The following is a 15631-nucleotide window of genomic DNA, read 5'->3' as shown; positions in this document are numbered from 1 at the left end:
GTTTTAATTTGAATTTTAATGATTATGACCGCTCATCTGGTCCGTGCCATTTTTTAATACATATTCGCTGTAGAGTAAGTAGGCCCCAGTTACCACTACTGTATCGTTCGGATTTAACCCGTTGGTGATGGCTACCTGATTCGCGCTTTCGGCCCCTAGGGTAACCATTTTAGAGTTGAAGGTATTCTCCCCCGTTTTCACCCAGACGTGCGCCCCGCGGGCGTCCCGTATGACGGCATCGAGTGGCAGGGTCAGTGCCCGGTTTTCCGGAGCAGGAAGGGTAATGGTAGCCTGGGTACCAGGTATCAGTTGCCCATTCGGGTTTGGCAGTTTTGCCCGTGCTACCACCACTTGGCTGTTTTGGCGAAATTCCGGGTTTATGAAAGTAATCTTGGTTTGAATGGGAGCCTGTGCGCCGGATACCGTGACCACTACGGGGGTGCCGACCTGTAACTGCCCTGCTTCCTGCGCATAGAGTTCAGCTTCCACCCAAATGGTAGAAAAGCGGTTCAGTCGGTAAAGCAAGCTGCCTTCAGCCACATAAGCACCTTCGGCAGCAGCTATCTCCGTGACGATACCGGAGGTTGGGGCCAGGAACGTGATACGGGCATCTAATTTCCTGGAGCGGGCTATCTGATTTACCTGGGCTTTTGATAAGCCCATTAGCAGGAGCTTGTTTTTGGCAGCCTCAAGGATAGAGGCAAATTGCTTCCCCTCCGGAAACGCTTTCACCTGGTCCAAGGCCAATAAGTATTCCTGCTCCAGCGTCAGCAAGGATTCACTGTACAAGTCATAGAGCGGTTGGCCTTTTTGGATAGGTCGGCCTGTTTCTTTGACATACAGCCTTTCCACACGACCGGCGGCACGGCTACTGATTAAATCGGCCTGCGTTTGGTTCACTGCTAGCCTGCCGGTAAGGATAGTGTTGCCTCCTACCTGCCCCATCTGAACAGGCCGGGTGGTTATGTTTCCCAGCTTCATTTGGGTTTCGCTCAGCATGATGCTTCCGGCATTCTTTTCAGCGGCAGTTTGCGCTTTAACCGGCACCAAGTCCATTCCGCATATCGGGCAAGAACCGGGGGTGCTTTCCACAATTTGCGGATGCATGGGACAGGTGTAAGTGGTTTCTGCCCCTGCGGCTCCAGAACTGGCATTCTCATCTTTGTTTGTGCAAGCGACTAAGGAAAGAGCCACGAGCCAGACTATTGCTATATTTAGTGTCTTTTTCATCTATTATTATCTGCTACCCGAATAAAACTTTCGCTGTCCACCAGAAATTGCGCATTCACCGCTATCGTATCTTGGGCACTCAGGCCGGATAATATCTCCACCATGCCATCCGCCGAACCGCCAATACGAACACTAATAGGTTTAAAACCCCCATTGTTATTGAGGAAAGCCACTGATTGCGTACCTATGTCCAGCACGGCCTCCTTGGGTACCCATAGCGACATACCAGTGTTGTATGTCACTTTCCCGGTGATTAGCTGACCAATCAAGGTGGATGTATTCCCGGCAGGGAGGGAGGCCCGAACCTGTGCGAAGTTCTCCCCTGCTTCGTAAACAGGTTCTACCAGATTTACCTCAGACTGCACCGTTTTATCCGGCAGCTGGTTGAAGGTGATGGAGATTGGGGTACCTTTCTTAAGTTGCCCGGCTTGGCTGCTAGGCATATTGAACTGTGCCCATACCTGAGAAGCATCAATCACTTTCAATAAGGCCTGCCCTGTGCTCACGTACATGCCCTCCCGGATGGAAAAACCGCCGCTCGGTATGGGGGGTGACGCGCTGCTGCCTGTTCCCGTGGCACCGCCTCCCATTCCTCCCATGCCGCCGCCGCCCGTTGCCGGGGCAGCGGGTGTCGCGGTTGCTACGGGAGAAGGGCTGGCTGCTACGGCAGGGTCAAGCACGTAACCGGAATAGGGGCTATACACAGAAAAAGTATAGGTTTCCCGCCCGCTTCGGATTAATTGCTCTACTTGGCCAGCGGTTGCACCAAGGAGCCGCAACTTTTGTTTCGCCCCATTAATCAGGGAAGAGTTGCTCGGGTCGTTTTCAAGCAGATAAAGCAATTCTTTCTGAGCCGTCACTAGTTCCGGGCTATAGATATCATAGAGTTTCTGCCCTTTGCGGATAGGCTGGAAATTAAACTGTACATAGAGTTTTTCAATCCGTCCCCCAAACCGGGCCGGGATGATGTACTGCCGCCGAGTATCGTAGGTCACCACGCCGCTCATAGTGATTTCCTGTTGTACCTGCTTTTGAACAGGTTGTGCGGTTTCTATGCCGGAAACCACCGCCTGGTTCGCGGGTTGCAGCAAATATTCCAAATCCGAGGAAATGGCGATGGCGGGGGCATCTGCGGTTTGCTTCGCTACCAAGTCCATGCCGCAGATAGGGCAGGAACCAGGCTCATCGCGGACAATCTGCGGGTGCATCGGGCACGTGTATTGAATGTCATTGGCCGCTTCTGCACCATCCCCGGCTTCATTACAGCCTGTAAAGGAAAAGGGCAGCAGCAGTACCAGCAGCCACAGTAATTTATTTTTCCAGCTCTTTCTCATAATTTACTCCAATCAGGTACAATTGCTCCAGGTTGTTGAGGTATTCCATCTGGGCCATGTTCAGCGCTTCCCAGGCATCAATTACCAGCGGCAATTGGCTTGTGTTCTGTTCATAGCTGAGCATGGTGGTTTCATAATTGCGGCGCAGAGCCGGGATGATTTTGGTTTCGTAGTTCCGCACCTGGGTTTGCTTGGTTTGAAACTCCTGAGCCATGGTGGCTACCATGGCTTGGGCCTCGTTCAACAGGCTCTCCCGGCCTTTTTGCATCCCTTGGATTTCAAAGTCCATGGCTTTGATGTTTGATTTATACATCTTCGAGGACCAAGGGGCAATTGGGATTGACACCATACCCATTAAAGTGAAAGACTGGGGCATCATCCTGTCGCGCGGCATCATGTTCTCAAAACGTATCCCAAAATCCGGCTTGCGTTGCATGTTCTCCAACCGGAGGTTGAGGCGCATGGATTCGATGGTACGGTCCAATTGCCGGATATCGCTACGGGCTGCGCTTAAATAGGCGGTGTCCGGTAAAACTGTCGGTTTCGGTGCCTGTGCGGTGGTATCGATTCGGAAACGGGTTTCCGGGGGCAGGTTCATCAGCATGTTCAGTTGGATGTTCATCCTGATGATTTCGCTGTCATTCATTACCAGCATATTCTCCACTTCCCCTAACCGGCCCTCGGCTTTGTAGATACTGCCCAATGAACTTTGGTTGTAGGGATAGCGAACTTTGCCCAATTTGAGCATGAATTGCATGATGCGCTGGTTTTCGAGTAGCACAGATTTCTTTTTCTCCAGCACGACCCATTGGTAATAGGCTGTCTTTGCCTGTGCTCTCAGCTGGTTGAAGGCTTTGTCGCGCCCAGCCTCTTCAATAGCCGACTTGGAAAGTTGGTATTTTTCCCTAGCCCGTAACTTGGCAGGATTTGTAATTTCCTGCTCCACCGCCGTCATGAACATAGCGTCGTCCTGTCCTTCCATCTCCATTTGCCCCGGATAGGGATACATGAAAACACCGGCTCCCACCATAGGGGCCATCTGGCTACGGGCACCCTCCGCCATGGCATTCTGTGCCTTTGCCCGGCTTTCAAACTCCCGCAGCATCGGGTTGCTGCGGGAGATGCGCTGCAGTACAGAGTCCAATGGTATTACCGGTGACTGCCCGTGAGCTACCAAGCCCATCAGCAGCAGGGCGGCCGTGGTATATAGTCTAATGCTTAACATCGTAAATCTCTATTTTTCCGTGTTTTTTCAATTCATACTCCTTCGTCATTTCAAACACCACGGGAGTCACCAGCAGAATATGGATGGAGGAGGTAAATACCCCACCAATCAGGGGCAGGACGATGGGCAGCATCACGTCTGTGCCTACGCCGGTCGCCCACAGCACCGGAATCAAACCGAAGAGCGAAACAGAAACCGTCATTATTTTCGGGCGCAGGCGCTTGGCGGCTCCCATGAATACATACTCCCGGATGTCGTGCTTTGTAATCGTTTGGCTTGAGTTGCCTTTATCGGCTACCATCTGGTTCATGGCTTCGTTCAGGTATACCACCATCACCATAGCCGTCTCCACAGCCAACCCAAACAAGGCGATAAAACCCACCGCTACTGCCACCGATAGATTGATGCCATAGAAGTACACGATGAATACCCCTCCTATCAGAGCGAATGGGATGGTGACCAGGTTCAGAAGCGCTTCTTTAAGGGATTGGAAGGAGAAGTAGAGAATCAGGAAGATGATAATCAATACCAGCGGTATAATGATTTTCAAGGTCTGGTTTGCCCGAATCTGATTTTCCCACTGGCCGCTCCATTCGAGGCGGTAGCCATTGGGCAAATCGGTGAATTCACTGTTTAACTTCTTGATGGCTTCCTGCACGGTACTGCCAACATCCCGGTCCCGCACATTAAATAATACGGCTCCCCGCAGCTGGGCATTTTCCGAGGCAATCATAGGAGGGCCATCCACGAAACGCACATCGGCCACCGCCGAGAGCGGAACCGTGCCTGCCGTCCCGGACTGCAAGGGAATGCGCCGGATACGGTCGAGACTGTTGCGGTACTCCTGGGCCAGGCGAAGATTAATAGAAAAGCGTTGCCGGCCTTCAACGGTATTGCCTATGGGTAGCCCGCCGAGAGCAGATTCCACAATGGCATTAACGTCATCCACAGAAAGGCCATAGCGGCCCAGTTCTCCGCGCCTGGTCTGGATTTCCAGGTATTTACCTCCGGTTACCGGTTCAACGTATAAATCCTTTACCCCTGGAATATCCTGCAAGGCGTTTCGCACCCTTTGGGAAACCGTGGCGATGGTATCAAGGCTTTGACCGTACACCTTTACCCCCACATCGGTTCGGATACCGGTAGCGAGCATGTTGATGCGGTTGATGATGGGTTGCGTCCAACCGTTAATCACCCCCGGAATCTGGAGTTTCTGGTCAAGCTCCTCAATGATTTTGGCTTTGGTCATACCATCGCGCCATTCGGATTCGGGCTTCAGTTGAATGATAGTTTCAATCATGCTAATGGGCGAGTTGTCAGTAGCCGTACTGGCTCTCCCGGCCTTGCCCAATACCTGGTCTACTTCCGGCATTGATTTTATAATCTTATCCTGCACCTGCAGAATGCGCTTGGCCTCGGAGTTGGAAATATCCGGAAGGGTGACCGGCATGAACAATATTGAGCTTTCATCCAGAGGCGGCATAAATTCGGAGCCCAGGCTCAGCAACATGGGGATGCTGACCATCAGGGCAAGGATGTTTATTCCGATGGTGGTCTTCCGCCAGTTGAGGCACCAGCGCAAAATGGGGCTATACACCCGCTCCAGCCCTCGGTTAATAGGATTGCTGTTCTCTGGCTTGAACTTGCCTTTGAGGAAAAGCGAAAGCAGCACCGGGGTAACCGTAATGGCCACGAAGGCATCCACAATGAGTATAAATGTTTTCGTCCAAGCCAAAGGGCTGAACAATTTCCCTTCCTGCCCGGTAAGCAAGAAAACCGGGAGAAAAGAGGTGATAATGATAATCGTACTCCAAAACACGCTGGGACCAACTTGTTTGGAAGCTTTTTCTATAATTGAAAGACGCGTTTCCTTATCCATGGTTTTCTTTGTTTTGGGCTTCGGCCAAGTGCCTGTAAGCATTTTCGACCATCACAATGGCATCATCTACAATCACCCCGACAGACAGGGCAATTCCTGTAAGGGACATGATGTTGGAGGAAATATCGAAGGCATTTAAGAGGATGAACCCAATGGCAATCGACAAGGGCAATTGGATGATGATTATCAAGGCGCTGCGCCAATGGAAGAGGAAGATGAAAACGATGGCGGAGGCCACCAGCATTTCCTCAATCAGCGTAGTTTTCACGGAATTCACTGATTCATTAATCAGTCCGCTCCGGTCATAGACAATGTTAAACTTCACGCCTTTGGGCAGACCGGCAGACACCTCTTCCATTTTGGTCTTCACATTCGAAATAACCTCGGCGGCGTTTTCCCCATACCGCATCACCACAATGCCCCCCACCGCTTCTCCTTCGCCGTTGATGTCAAAAATCCCAAGGCGGCTTTCCCCGGTCATCTGCACCGTGGCAATGTCACTTACCCGAATAGGGATAGTATTCTGGGTGACAATAGGAATATTCTCTATCTCCTCAGTTGATTTGAGATACCCGGTCGTTTTGATGATGTAACCGATGTCGCTCATCTCGAATTTGCGTCCGCCGCTCTCGTTGTTGTTGGCCCTCACCGCCGCCATTACCTGCGGTACCGATAGATTGTAGTAGGTAAGCTTGTTGGGGTCCACGGTTATCTGATACTGCTTCTGAAATCCCCCGAAGGAGGCGATTTCGCTCACTCCTTCCACATTTTGCAGCGCGAACTTCACGTACCAATCCTGAATGGCGCGTTGCTCTCCTAAATCCATGCCAGGGGCATCCAGCGTGTACCATAGGATATGCCCTACCCCGGTACCATCGGGCCCTAAGGTAGGGACGGCTCCTTCGGGCAGTAAGCGGTTTGCGTAGTTTAGGCGTTCCAACACCCGTTCGCGGGCCCAGTAAATGTCAGTTTTGTCCTCAAAAATGACATAGATGAAACTCATGCCAAACATGGATACACCGCGCACATATTTTACCTGAGGCATGCCCTGCAGGTTCGTCACTAAGGGATAGGTAACCTGGTCTTCGATGATTTGAGGGCTGCGGCCCATCCACTCCGTGAAAACTATTACCTGGTTTTCCGATAAATCCGGAATCGCATCTACTTTATTAGTGCTGACTGAATAGAGGCCCCACCCGAATAAACCGGCTGCTATCAGCAGCACGACCATGCGGTTGCGCAGGGAAAAAGATATTAATTTACCTATCATAGCCTGTGATGGATTTCCCTCCCGATTTTGGTAGCCGGGAGGGAAAAGTTAAAAATTAATGCTGGTCGCCTGCTTCGTGCTGATGGCCAGCAGTCGTATCCTTCTGTTCACCGGCTTTCGCCTCTTCCAGGAACATACCGCATTTGGGGCATTTGCCTGGCTCATCGCTTACTACTTCCGGGTGCATGGGGCAGGTGTAGGTCACTCCTGCAACGGCCTGTTTGGTTTCAGTCTGCTCTGTGGTATTCTGTTTGGTTTCGCCGCTATCACAGGCAGAGAACAGGGTTAAACCAATGATGGATAAGCCGATGCTTAATACAATCGCTTTCATAAAAGGAAAATGTTTAAAGTGAATGGAAATGTTATTTCCTCTGAGGAGTTATCCCAAGCCAATAGGCATACCGATACTCCTGCCAAGGCAAGGTTATGCTGATGGACTGTGTAACAGCACAGCCTAAATGAATAGTTGAGGGCGTAAAATCCGTATTGATTCAAGCCAGTTTCGCTGCCAGCTCAACTTGGAATCTGAGAAGGGTTAAGCAAGAGTGCTTATATTCAAGCAAAAGTGGCCATGCCTTCCAGATAAGTAATCTTGAATGGAATTTACGGTTTAGGAGGTAGCACCAGCAAGGGAAATTAGGTGTCACTCCTAAATAAGGGAAGGGGTATTAAATAATAAAGGTTTGATGTAAAATGCCGATGAACCTGCCGGAGACAGGAGGTGGCAATGTAAAGTGAGGTTCAGCTTCAAGAATGGCAGGACGGATTGTTTCGGTAAAGTTTGGGGACAGTACCGGTTCTTTCACAATCTTTGCTACCTGCTGGGCCGCGGAGTTGAAATTTGTCTGCGTGGCTACTCCCCTCTGCATGACACAAGACATGTCATTACAGGACTTCTTTGGGGTTTTTGCGGTTTTCCCGCAGCAACAGGTGGGGGATGAAAAAAAGCTAATAGACTGGCCTTCTTTCATTGAGCAATGCGAGATATTCACGCGGAAGCCAAAAGAAGCCAGTAAAATGGCTGCAATTAAGCTAAGGTGAATAAATTTTTGCAGTGCCTTCATCTAAGATGCTATCTATTTGTCTAAGTATCAAACGGTAACAATCAAAGAGAGTTGCCGACATACTAATTCCAATCTTGCAAAAGTATAAACAATTTTGTATTATGATGTTATATAATTTTTGATAAAAGTTATATAAATCGGTTAAAATTTAAAGTATGAATGCTTACTCCGACTTGGGACTGTAATCCGAAATAATAAATACAAATGATTCCGGATTTAAGTTTATACTTTGTATTTTAGATAGGTAGGTTGTGGTAGAACCAACTTCAGGGATTTTGTTTTCCCCTACCGCCCTAATGATTACATACTTTCTATCTTTTCTAGGAGAGCCGGTTGATTTTGGGCTAAACTAGTTTAAAACAGTCAACAGGGACAATCCTATATTTTTATAGGGTAATAAACGGGTTTTACTTTTAAACCCCCGCACATCCTTAATTCCATCTTCCGGTGAAAAGTGTATTTCTGCAAAGAAATCACCCATGGCATAGAGTGCTTTGCATACGCCGTTTTGATTTATAGTTTTAATGAAATTTCCTAAGTCCCAAACTACATTGGCCCTACCGTTTCGGTCTAAAAAATTAAATTGATACAGGTTCATGGCGTTACAATTGTAAAAAGTTCATTTTAACTACTGCTTTATCATAGTCCTTTTCATTCAAGGGGAAGAATCGGCAGGAGAAACTACCCGAAATTTCCTGAACGGCCACACCATCCCAAATTCCGGAGGAATCCAAGTACATAACCAGGTAATCAGATACGGGGATGAATTGATTGATATAGGCTAAGATGTTATCAATGTTATTGGTTACTGATTTATTGCCTTTATCCAGGTCCCTGATAGTTAGTATATCCCCGTTGAAACTGTAGTCGAAATCAGACTGCCTTGCCAGCCTCTCAATATCCAAAGGTTTCATTTTGCAATTGTAAATTAGTCTGTCGGTAATCCTGCCTCTTTCATTCTGGCCCGCAGTCTCCGGTTCGTATCTCTTAGCTCTATGATTCTATTTCTGTAAAGGGCTTCTCTTTCCTCCCAGGGTAGCCTACAGAATTCTTCTGTAGATAAAGCAGGCGAACCATCTACAGGAACAGCCGGGGCAGGGGTCGCAACTTGCTGGTATATCACCGTAGGGCGGGTAATGGCGTTATAAAGCTTTCTGTTATAGCTTCTTCTCCTCATGAACGAATAGACAACTGCCCCCACCACTACTATTATTGTCAGTGGCCCAGCTATAGGCTCCAAAAAATCCCTGAACATCATGTTAGGGGTATCTACCTGCAAAAACATACTACCCATAACCGTACATTTTTGAAATTATAAAATCAATTTTTGACTTCCACGATTGTACTTTTATTTTGCTCCCTTGGTTTGGTTTTACCAGTATTAATCAAGTCACAGATGTCCTGCATTTCTGAAATGGTGAAGGTTTGGTTTCTCTTCTTCACCTCCCAGGTAGGGCGTGGCATTCCAATCCCCTTATAGACGTAGACCTGTTTAATTCCAAAAGAGGCTAATACTGCGGGTAGCTTTTTTTGCAATTCTAAAAATAGTTTAACTGGTTCATCCGAGATTTTCATAGCTGGCAATTATATAAATGCTTTATATGAAAGCAGTTATTCCTCCGCTCTCTATTCGCTTGCAAGTAATAAATTTAACTGCGTTCAATTCATATAATACGAGGCCTGTATATAATATGATACATTTATAGTTTAAATAATATACATTATAAATGTTTGGCTAAAAAAAGTACCCTGCCAAAAGGAGGGTACTTTTTACTATTAATATAGGAAATTACCTGAAGTGGTATCTAAGGCCGAGACTGAAAAAGCCTGGCCACTCGTCCAAGTGAGTCTTGTTAAACGTCTTCCCCTTTATCCCGGTTGCAACCAACGAAATCCGATTGCCAAAGAAGAAGTCCACTTCGGCGCCAGCTTGAGGCCCGTAGGTAAAACGTTCGCGTCTGCCCGAATTACTTCCTTCCCCGTCGGAATCTTCCCCCGTCCTTTCGTAGGAAGCGGCACCTCCCAGAAGCAGGTGGAAATAGGCGAATTCACCAATCCGGAATAACTGCGGTGCCAAGAACCCCCGGCCACTGAAGGCAGAGTATTCCCCACTTACCACCAAGTCGCCGAACTCCCGCAAGCCGCTGACCCGCACGCTCAGTTTATCGTTTAAGTAATTCATATAGCTGCCCTCGTAAAATTTCCCCTTTTCGGTACGGCCATAATGTGCACCCCAGGCAGAAATGTGTCTGACGTGCCGTTGTGCCAGTACAGGGGAAAATGAGCCAATGCCGATAAATATCAGCAGGGAGAGCAGCGCCTTTTTCATTGCTTAATAATTTTTAGTTCTTCTTTCCAATTCAATCAATTGCTTTTGCGCAATCAGGTCGGTATAGACCATTTCAGCGGCAATATGCGCGGGCCCTTTCTGGGAACTTTCCGCAATCAGCCTGTCAGCTTCCTGCCGCAGTTGCATGGCCCGAACCATGTTCTCGTTAGAGGAGTTAATCATGGCCATGCGCTCCCCCTCGGTCATGGAATACCGACCGGGGTTCTTCAGGGTGGCGTTCATCTCAATGCTTTGCTCGGTCATTTCATCGGCAATCTTGTAATAATTCAGGGCCGTCTGAATTTTCTTTTTCTGGTTCATTTCCTCATAGGCATAAGCCGATACCGCAGATTCTTCCCTGCGCTCCGCATATTCCGCCGAACTCATGCGTTCATTGTTGTCAGAATCCCCCGAAGTCCGTGAAAACACCGAAAATATGGTTTTGATGTCTTCCTCCGGATTGTTGTTCTGCAGGGCTACCCGCAGACGTTGCGCCTTCGAGAAGTGCGGCATGTAGTGCGTGCCGGAATTGCCTCCGGACATGGCCAAGGCACGGGCGAACAACTCTGCCGGGTTGGAAATGCGCAAATCCACGATGCTGTTTACTTTCCGCAAGTCCTCCTGAATCTGCCGTTGCAAGGCCAATCCCTCGGAAGTTAAATCCTTTACTTCCCCGGTAATATCCTTGGTCACCCCGGCAATGGCTTTGGCATCTTTTACCACCTGGTAATTTTGCACCGTTTCCGCCCATTGCGCCAGGCGTTTGGCAAAATCACTAATATGTACTCCCATGTGGATGGGGTCGTTTACCACGAATTGCGCATCCGTATTACTGGGCCGGAATACCAGCAGCCCCGCCGCCAATACCGTAATAACCACTCTTTTCATACAACACCTTTTTTAGTTGAAACTCAATAAATCAATTTGGCCCGGCACTGGCAGCGGGTGCCATTTGCCCCGCCGCAGCGGAAGTAATCAATATTGGGTACCCGTCTGGCAGAAGGACATCCCTCAGCCGTTGGCGGGACCTGGGTTTGGAGACCACGTTGGCCGCAACCCTACCAGCAACCCCTACCACCGAGTTGGCAGCCGAGGCTGAACGGTCAATGGCCGTGCTCAGTTCCTGGCTTGCTTGCCGCTGCGCATCGTATATTCCCTGGTTCGCATCCTTGGCGATTTTCTTTTCCGGGTCTATCATGATACCCGGCATATAATTGAAATCAAAAATGTCAGCTTTCACCCTGGTAGGGCCTAAGCGCTCAATCTGTACCGTCACCCGGTTGGATTCCACCTTGGCGATACCGGCAAAGACCATGTTCTTCGGGAAGGTTACTCCAGATACCACGGCATCCTCAAGCAGGCGCATGATTACCACAGAACCGGTTCTTATTTTTTGCTCCCCGGAAATCACGCATTTATAAAAGACATCAGGGGTAAGGGTTCCCTGTCGGGTATTCGAATCTCCTGGGTTGAAACGGGCATTTGTCACTTTATAGGTATTGAAGCCGTCGGCCCCGGGCAGGGCTGCCTGCGACTCTCTGGGGGCATTGGCCGCACCAGGTTCCCGGTAACGCTTTCCAGTCGTCTGCTCATATATCCGGCGGGTCTGCGGGGAAGAGGCGGCCAGCATCCGCAGCACTTCCGGGTTCGTCTCGAAGGGGGTTCCGTCCGCATCGTAAGCAGGTGCCACCATATTGTTGGCGGTTGGGCGGGACCCGCTCCGGCGGTTGGTATTACGCGGTACGATGATTTGTTGCGTGCGGTATTGACCGGTGGATTGGTCTTGGACCGTGGTTTCCACAGTATCGACCTCCTGGAAGGCCAGCTTTGCCTGCTGTTGCAATTGCAAATTATATCGCCTCCGTGCCGCCTGCCCGGCTGTGTCTACCACAAACGCATTGGCTACCTCTTCTTCCGACGGAGCAGCCTGCGCATACTGTGCCTCATGTTCGGCTTTGCGCTGTTCCTCTAAAATAGCGGAAGGCGTTTTGTTTTCCAGGTTATCCGTTACCACCTCAGGGATAGCTTGCTCAATGTTCTCGGAGGCTGCAGCCACCGGTACCGTGTTTTGCTCAGCCGCGTTCTGCGCCGATTTCAGCCAAAGGAACAGCCCAGCGAAAATCACCATCACCAAGCCGAGCAGTAACTTGAACCAGTGCTCTTTCAGTATTTCTACAGGCGTGCGTTTCGCTTTCTCCGGCGGGGAATAACTGGTAGTTGGGGAGTCCCTGAAGTCGTTTTCAGGGCCATACTCGTTTAGGTTATCCATTCTTACAATATCGTTAAATGGTAGAAGCCCTGTTTATTACTTTGGAAGGAATAGGGAGTACCAGTACCCGTGCCCCGTTAAGTTCCCGCAGCGTCACTTCCAGGTAACCGTTTTCCGTGGCCGCGTAAAGCGGGATAGCATAGGTAAGGTAACCAGTGGAACGCCCGGTGATATTCTGGTTTGATTCACCACCGGACGGGGCCAGGGGCCGTCTGGCTTCATTCTTTTTTCTGCCAAGGAATTTCTTCTTGGAATTCTCCACCAGCTGGAAATCAATAAAATCCACGTTGTAGTCGATATTCGTCTTATTGATGACCTTAAAGCGCAGATACGTGAAGTCTTTGTCGTTGCGAATGTTGGCCAGCGACAGCACCAGGTCATTTTCCACCACCGCCACCGATTGGTTCTCTTCTTTGGCTTTGCGCAGCTTGAGCAGGTTGCTTTCTATCACTTCTTTCTTTTCCGCTGATTTATCCATTGCCAGTTCATTATCCGGGGTGCTTCCCGAGTAGGTAAAACCCGTTCCGTTATTCAAGCTGGGTGTGCCGTCTTTGAAATCATACAGCTGCATCACAGGGCCAGGGGCGTACACCAGCCGTCCCATCCAGTATTCAGAGCCGTAACGGATCAGGATAGGGGTAGGCACGGTGTTCTTTTTCCTGGCCCGGACAAAGACAGCGTTTGCCTCGATCTTCACCAGGTAATTCCCGGCCATTCCCACATCCACCAAGGAAACCGGGCCATTGAAGACCATATAAGTGGTAGAGGAATCAGACACGGCTATATCCGAAAGCGGGGTTACTTTTTGCGCGCTGGCCGAACCTGCTGCCAGAGACAAGAGGAAAATAACAAACCCAAAGAATGTATTTTTCATAACATGGAATTTTGGAAGTTTACTGATTGGGCGGTACAGCTCCAGGGGCAGCCGGTGAACCATCCGCCGGTGCCGGTGTGGAATAGCCGGGAGGTGGCGCTACACCTGCCCCTGCGGCGGCATCCCGGAGTCTTCTTTGCCGTTCAGCTTCCTGTTGCTGCAGGAATTCTTTTTCTTCCCGCGAAACCGGTGGGTTATAGGCGATGTAGTCAAAGTCGGTGATCAACAGCCCATAAGGATTCTCATCGGAGCGGTCTGTCTCCACGAGGTTGAACTTGGCCGCCATCGGCAGGCTCTGCCGTTGCTGGTCGCCGATAAAAATGCGCTGTTTGGTGTAGACTCTGCCCGAAAAGGGCCGGGTTTTCATGTCCAAATAGATGCTGTCCACGTCCAGTACTGAGCGTGCCGAGTATCTCTGGTAATTCTGCAACACTTGCCCCCGGTTGAAGTTCTCGAAGATCCTGCGGCCGCCTGCACCTTCAATTAAAGGCAATGCGGCATCCAGGTTCTGCTTGAACGTGTATTGGTCGTGGCCAAACATCGTTTTCATAAATCCTTTCACCATGTTCCGGGCTTCAAACGGCGTATGGGTATCCTCCTCAACGGCCAAAGCCGCTGCCGAACCCGAATTAGTTACCACGTACACCCGTCGCCCCGCATCCTGGGTGACCTTGTAGAACCCATATCCTGCGCTTACCGCTAATACCACGAACCCAATAATACAGGCTAGTGAAATGGTTCTCATGGTTTTAAAGGAGGTGTTCAAATCTTTTATGTTACTCATATATCCCAGCTTTAAATTCCTGAATCAATTTTCAATCAATGAATATGTCATCTAAATCATCCTCATCCCACGCTGGAGGTTTTCGGTTTTCCCTCCTTCTCCTTACTGAGTTGCGCATAAATCCCGAGGAACCCATGGAAGGGAGGGCAGAAGCACCATCATCAGGAGCGTCATAAGGCGCTGTGCTATCGGTGCCAAAGCCGGAATCATAGGTAGTGTCTCTGCTAGCCCCACCAGCGTATCCGCCGGAAGCCATGGCTGGAGCAGCAGTAGCCATGCTGCCGTTATAGCGAACGGATGTGCCAGCACCACCACTCGTGGGCATGGCCGGGGCCGCACCTGAGAAAACAGAACCAGACCCGGTTTCTCCCCCCAAACTCCCACTGCCTGCACCACCGCCGCCAGAATTGCTGAATCCCATTGCCCTGCCAAGCACGCCGGAGACCCCGCCACCTGCGGCAGGGGGGGCAACCACTCCCGCTGCCGTGCTGGCCGCTCCGGCAGCAACGCCTACCGCTGCGCCCAGGAAGCCCTGTACCGCGGTGGAGCCGATAAAATAGCCCGTTAGGGTAGGCACCATGCAGTAAAGAATAATGAAAGCGACCGACATCAGCAGGAATTGCACGTCATTGAAACCTTGCCCTGGGGTGAGCATACCGCCAAACACACCTCCTACGGCAGTATTCTGGTCGGCAAAATTGGAATAGATCAAATCAAGTAAATTCATGGTCAGGGCCCAGAACTGTACCGCGATAAAGTTTTGCATCCATTTCCCGGCCAGCCCGGAAAAAGCGGGGATTACGGAAAGGCAGATGGCGATGGGGCCGATTACGTACAGGAACCCTAGCACGAATTGCCGGATAAACAGCACTATTTGCCTTACCAGCATCACCGTAGTCGTGGTAAAGAACTGGGTGATCAGGTTCATCAGGGAAAAATTGGCGATGCTGTTATAGATTTTAGAATACCAGGCCCCACCCTGCTCTACCACGTCTGTCTGCGCCACATGATCGGATTGAGCCGCTGCGGCAATGCCTGGTGGCGTTGTCAGCTTCTGCAGGGCTTCGCCTACGTTGCCCGAACCATCGAATAGCTGCGTCACTCCTTTAATGCCAGCCCCCAGGACATTCATCAGGTCCTGATAAAAGAAGAGCACCAGGAATAAGGCCAATGCCTTGATAATGGGCGAAAAGTCAATCTGCAAGCCATGCCCTGACAAATACCCCCGCCCAATGGAGATGATCAGGGCAATGCTCATAAACGTAGGCGTAATGAACCGGCACACCGCCAGAACAGTCTCAAGGGAACGGTCGCAGGCTCTTAGGAAACTGTCATCAATTCCGTGGGCTACGAAGAGTAATACTGCCTCCATA

At 50.0% G+C, this 15631-nt stretch carries 17 protein-coding genes; all 17 read right to left on the bottom strand.

The window, feature by feature from the left end; genetic code table 11:
- Positions 1–15: 15 nt before the first annotated feature.
- On the bottom strand, positions 16–1107 hold the full coding sequence (locus HHO50_RS17690; protein WP_181307972.1) for an efflux RND transporter periplasmic adaptor subunit: 1092 nt from the start codon (positions 1105–1107) through the stop codon (positions 16–18).
- A 119-nt stretch (positions 1108–1226) separates the two neighbouring features.
- Entirely contained in the window at positions 1227–2564 is a 1338-nt protein-coding gene (locus HHO50_RS17685; RefSeq protein ID WP_181307971.1) for an efflux RND transporter periplasmic adaptor subunit, read from the bottom strand.
- Positions 2542–3789, bottom strand: a complete 1248-nt coding sequence (locus tag HHO50_RS17680; protein ID WP_181307970.1) for a TolC family protein — start codon at positions 3787–3789, stop codon at positions 2542–2544. Before HHO50_RS17680 ends, HHO50_RS17685 begins: the two co-directional genes overlap by 23 nt.
- A complete protein-coding gene (locus HHO50_RS17675) occupies positions 3776–5668 on the bottom strand; it encodes an efflux RND transporter permease subunit (RefSeq protein ID WP_181307968.1) in 1893 nt (630 codons plus the stop codon). The genes HHO50_RS17680 and HHO50_RS17675 overlap by 14 nt, the downstream gene beginning before the upstream one ends.
- Positions 5661–6938, bottom strand: coding sequence for an efflux RND transporter permease subunit (locus tag HHO50_RS17670; protein ID WP_181307966.1), 1278 nt, complete (start codon positions 6936–6938; stop codon positions 5661–5663). Before HHO50_RS17670 ends, HHO50_RS17675 begins: the two co-directional genes overlap by 8 nt.
- 55 nt (positions 6939–6993) lie before the next feature.
- The gene (locus tag HHO50_RS17665) at positions 6994–7269 is read right to left on the bottom strand and encodes a heavy metal-binding domain-containing protein (RefSeq protein ID WP_181308073.1); all 276 of its coding nucleotides are present in this window, start codon (positions 7267–7269) and stop codon (positions 6994–6996) included.
- A 337-nt stretch (positions 7270–7606) separates the two neighbouring features.
- Positions 7607–8002 (bottom strand): hypothetical protein, encoded by a 396-nt coding sequence (locus HHO50_RS17660; RefSeq protein WP_181307964.1) that lies wholly within the window; start codon positions 8000–8002, stop codon positions 7607–7609.
- 349 nt (positions 8003–8351) lie between these two features.
- A complete protein-coding gene (locus HHO50_RS17655) occupies positions 8352–8600 on the bottom strand; it encodes a hypothetical protein (protein ID WP_181307962.1) in 249 nt (82 codons plus the stop codon).
- Positions 8601–8604: 4 nt separating this feature from the next.
- Positions 8605–8916 carry a hypothetical protein gene (locus HHO50_RS17650; protein WP_181307960.1) on the bottom strand — a complete coding sequence of 104 codons (312 nt, stop codon included), beginning with the start codon at positions 8914–8916 and terminating at the stop codon, positions 8605–8607.
- Between the two features lie 14 nt (positions 8917–8930).
- A complete protein-coding gene (locus HHO50_RS17645; RefSeq protein ID WP_181307958.1) occupies positions 8931–9296 on the bottom strand; it encodes a transmembrane domain-containing protein in 366 nt (121 codons plus the stop codon).
- Positions 9297–9322: 26 nt separating this feature from the next.
- A complete protein-coding gene (locus HHO50_RS17640; RefSeq protein WP_181307956.1) occupies positions 9323–9577 on the bottom strand; it encodes a hypothetical protein in 255 nt (84 codons plus the stop codon).
- A 214-nt stretch (positions 9578–9791) separates the two neighbouring features.
- Positions 9792–10331, bottom strand: a complete 540-nt coding sequence (locus tag HHO50_RS17635) for a hypothetical protein (RefSeq protein WP_181307954.1) — start codon at positions 10329–10331, stop codon at positions 9792–9794.
- A gap of 3 nt (positions 10332–10334) precedes the next feature.
- Positions 10335–11219 (bottom strand): hypothetical protein, encoded by an 885-nt coding sequence (locus HHO50_RS17630; RefSeq protein WP_181307952.1) that lies wholly within the window; start codon positions 11217–11219, stop codon positions 10335–10337.
- Positions 11220–11250: 31 nt separating this feature from the next.
- Positions 11251–12600 (bottom strand): conjugative transposon protein TraM, encoded by a 1350-nt coding sequence (gene traM / locus HHO50_RS17625; RefSeq protein WP_181307950.1) that lies wholly within the window; start codon positions 12598–12600, stop codon positions 11251–11253.
- Between the two features lie 13 nt (positions 12601–12613).
- Positions 12614–13474: a DUF4138 domain-containing protein gene (locus tag HHO50_RS17620; RefSeq protein WP_066833967.1), complete on the bottom strand. Its 861-nt coding sequence runs from the start codon at positions 13472–13474 to the stop codon at positions 12614–12616.
- Positions 13475–13493: 19 nt separating this feature from the next.
- The gene (locus HHO50_RS17615) at positions 13494–14258 is read right to left on the bottom strand and encodes a conjugal transfer protein TraK (protein WP_181307948.1); all 765 of its coding nucleotides are present in this window, start codon (positions 14256–14258) and stop codon (positions 13494–13496) included.
- A 31-nt stretch (positions 14259–14289) separates the two neighbouring features.
- Positions 14290–15630, bottom strand: coding sequence for a hypothetical protein (locus tag HHO50_RS17610; RefSeq protein WP_181307946.1), 1341 nt, complete (start codon positions 15628–15630; stop codon positions 14290–14292).
- Position 15631: the final 1 nt, after the last annotated feature.

Origin of the sequence: Rufibacter sp. XAAS-G3-1 (genome assembly GCF_013623775.1) — a bacterium.
Taxonomy (GTDB): Bacteria; Bacteroidota; Bacteroidia; order Cytophagales; family Hymenobacteraceae; genus Nibribacter.
Note: the sequence above shows the minus strand (reverse complement) of the source record. Positions and strands in the feature narration are given on the sequence as shown.

Bases quoted from the DNA above. Each gene is read 5' to 3' on its own strand.
- HHO50_RS17675 (WP_181307968.1), bottom strand. From the start codon at position 5,668: ATGGATAAGGAAACGCGTCTTTCAATTATAGAAAAAGCTTCCAAACAA.
- HHO50_RS17680 (WP_181307970.1), bottom strand. From the start codon at position 3,789: ATGTTAAGCATTAGACTATATACCACGGCCGCCCTGCTGCTGATGGGC.
- HHO50_RS17620 (WP_066833967.1), bottom strand. From the start codon at position 13,474: ATGAAAAATACATTCTTTGGGTTTGTTATTTTCCTCTTGTCTCTGGCA.
- HHO50_RS17690 (WP_181307972.1), bottom strand. From the start codon at position 1,107: ATGCATCCGCAAATTGTGGAAAGCACCCCCGGTTCTTGCCCGATATGC.
- HHO50_RS17670 (WP_181307966.1), bottom strand. From the start codon at position 6,938: ATGATAGGTAAATTAATATCTTTTTCCCTGCGCAACCGCATGGTCGTG.
- HHO50_RS17640 (WP_181307956.1), bottom strand. From the start codon at position 9,577: ATGAAAATCTCGGATGAACCAGTTAAACTATTTTTAGAATTGCAAAAA.
- HHO50_RS17665 (WP_181308073.1), bottom strand. From the start codon at position 7,269: ATGAAAGCGATTGTATTAAGCATCGGCTTATCCATCATTGGTTTAACC.
- traM (WP_181307950.1), bottom strand. From the start codon at position 12,600: ATGGATAACCTAAACGAGTATGGCCCTGAAAACGACTTCAGGGACTCC.
- HHO50_RS17645 (WP_181307958.1), bottom strand. From the start codon at position 9,296: ATGGGTAGTATGTTTTTGCAGGTAGATACCCCTAACATGATGTTCAGG.
- HHO50_RS17655 (WP_181307962.1), bottom strand. From the start codon at position 8,600: ATGAACCTGTATCAATTTAATTTTTTAGACCGAAACGGTAGGGCCAAT.
- HHO50_RS17650 (WP_181307960.1), bottom strand. From the start codon at position 8,916: ATGAAACCTTTGGATATTGAGAGGCTGGCAAGGCAGTCTGATTTCGAC.
- HHO50_RS17660 (WP_181307964.1), bottom strand. From the start codon at position 8,002: ATGAAGGCACTGCAAAAATTTATTCACCTTAGCTTAATTGCAGCCATT.
- HHO50_RS17635 (WP_181307954.1), bottom strand. From the start codon at position 10,331: ATGAAAAAGGCGCTGCTCTCCCTGCTGATATTTATCGGCATTGGCTCA.
- HHO50_RS17630 (WP_181307952.1), bottom strand. From the start codon at position 11,219: ATGAAAAGAGTGGTTATTACGGTATTGGCGGCGGGGCTGCTGGTATTC.
- HHO50_RS17615 (WP_181307948.1), bottom strand. From the start codon at position 14,258: ATGAGTAACATAAAAGATTTGAACACCTCCTTTAAAACCATGAGAACC.
- HHO50_RS17685 (WP_181307971.1), bottom strand. From the start codon at position 2,564: ATGAGAAAGAGCTGGAAAAATAAATTACTGTGGCTGCTGGTACTGCTG.
- HHO50_RS17610 (WP_181307946.1), bottom strand. From the start codon at position 15,630: ATGGAGGCAGTATTACTCTTCGTAGCCCACGGAATTGATGACAGTTTC.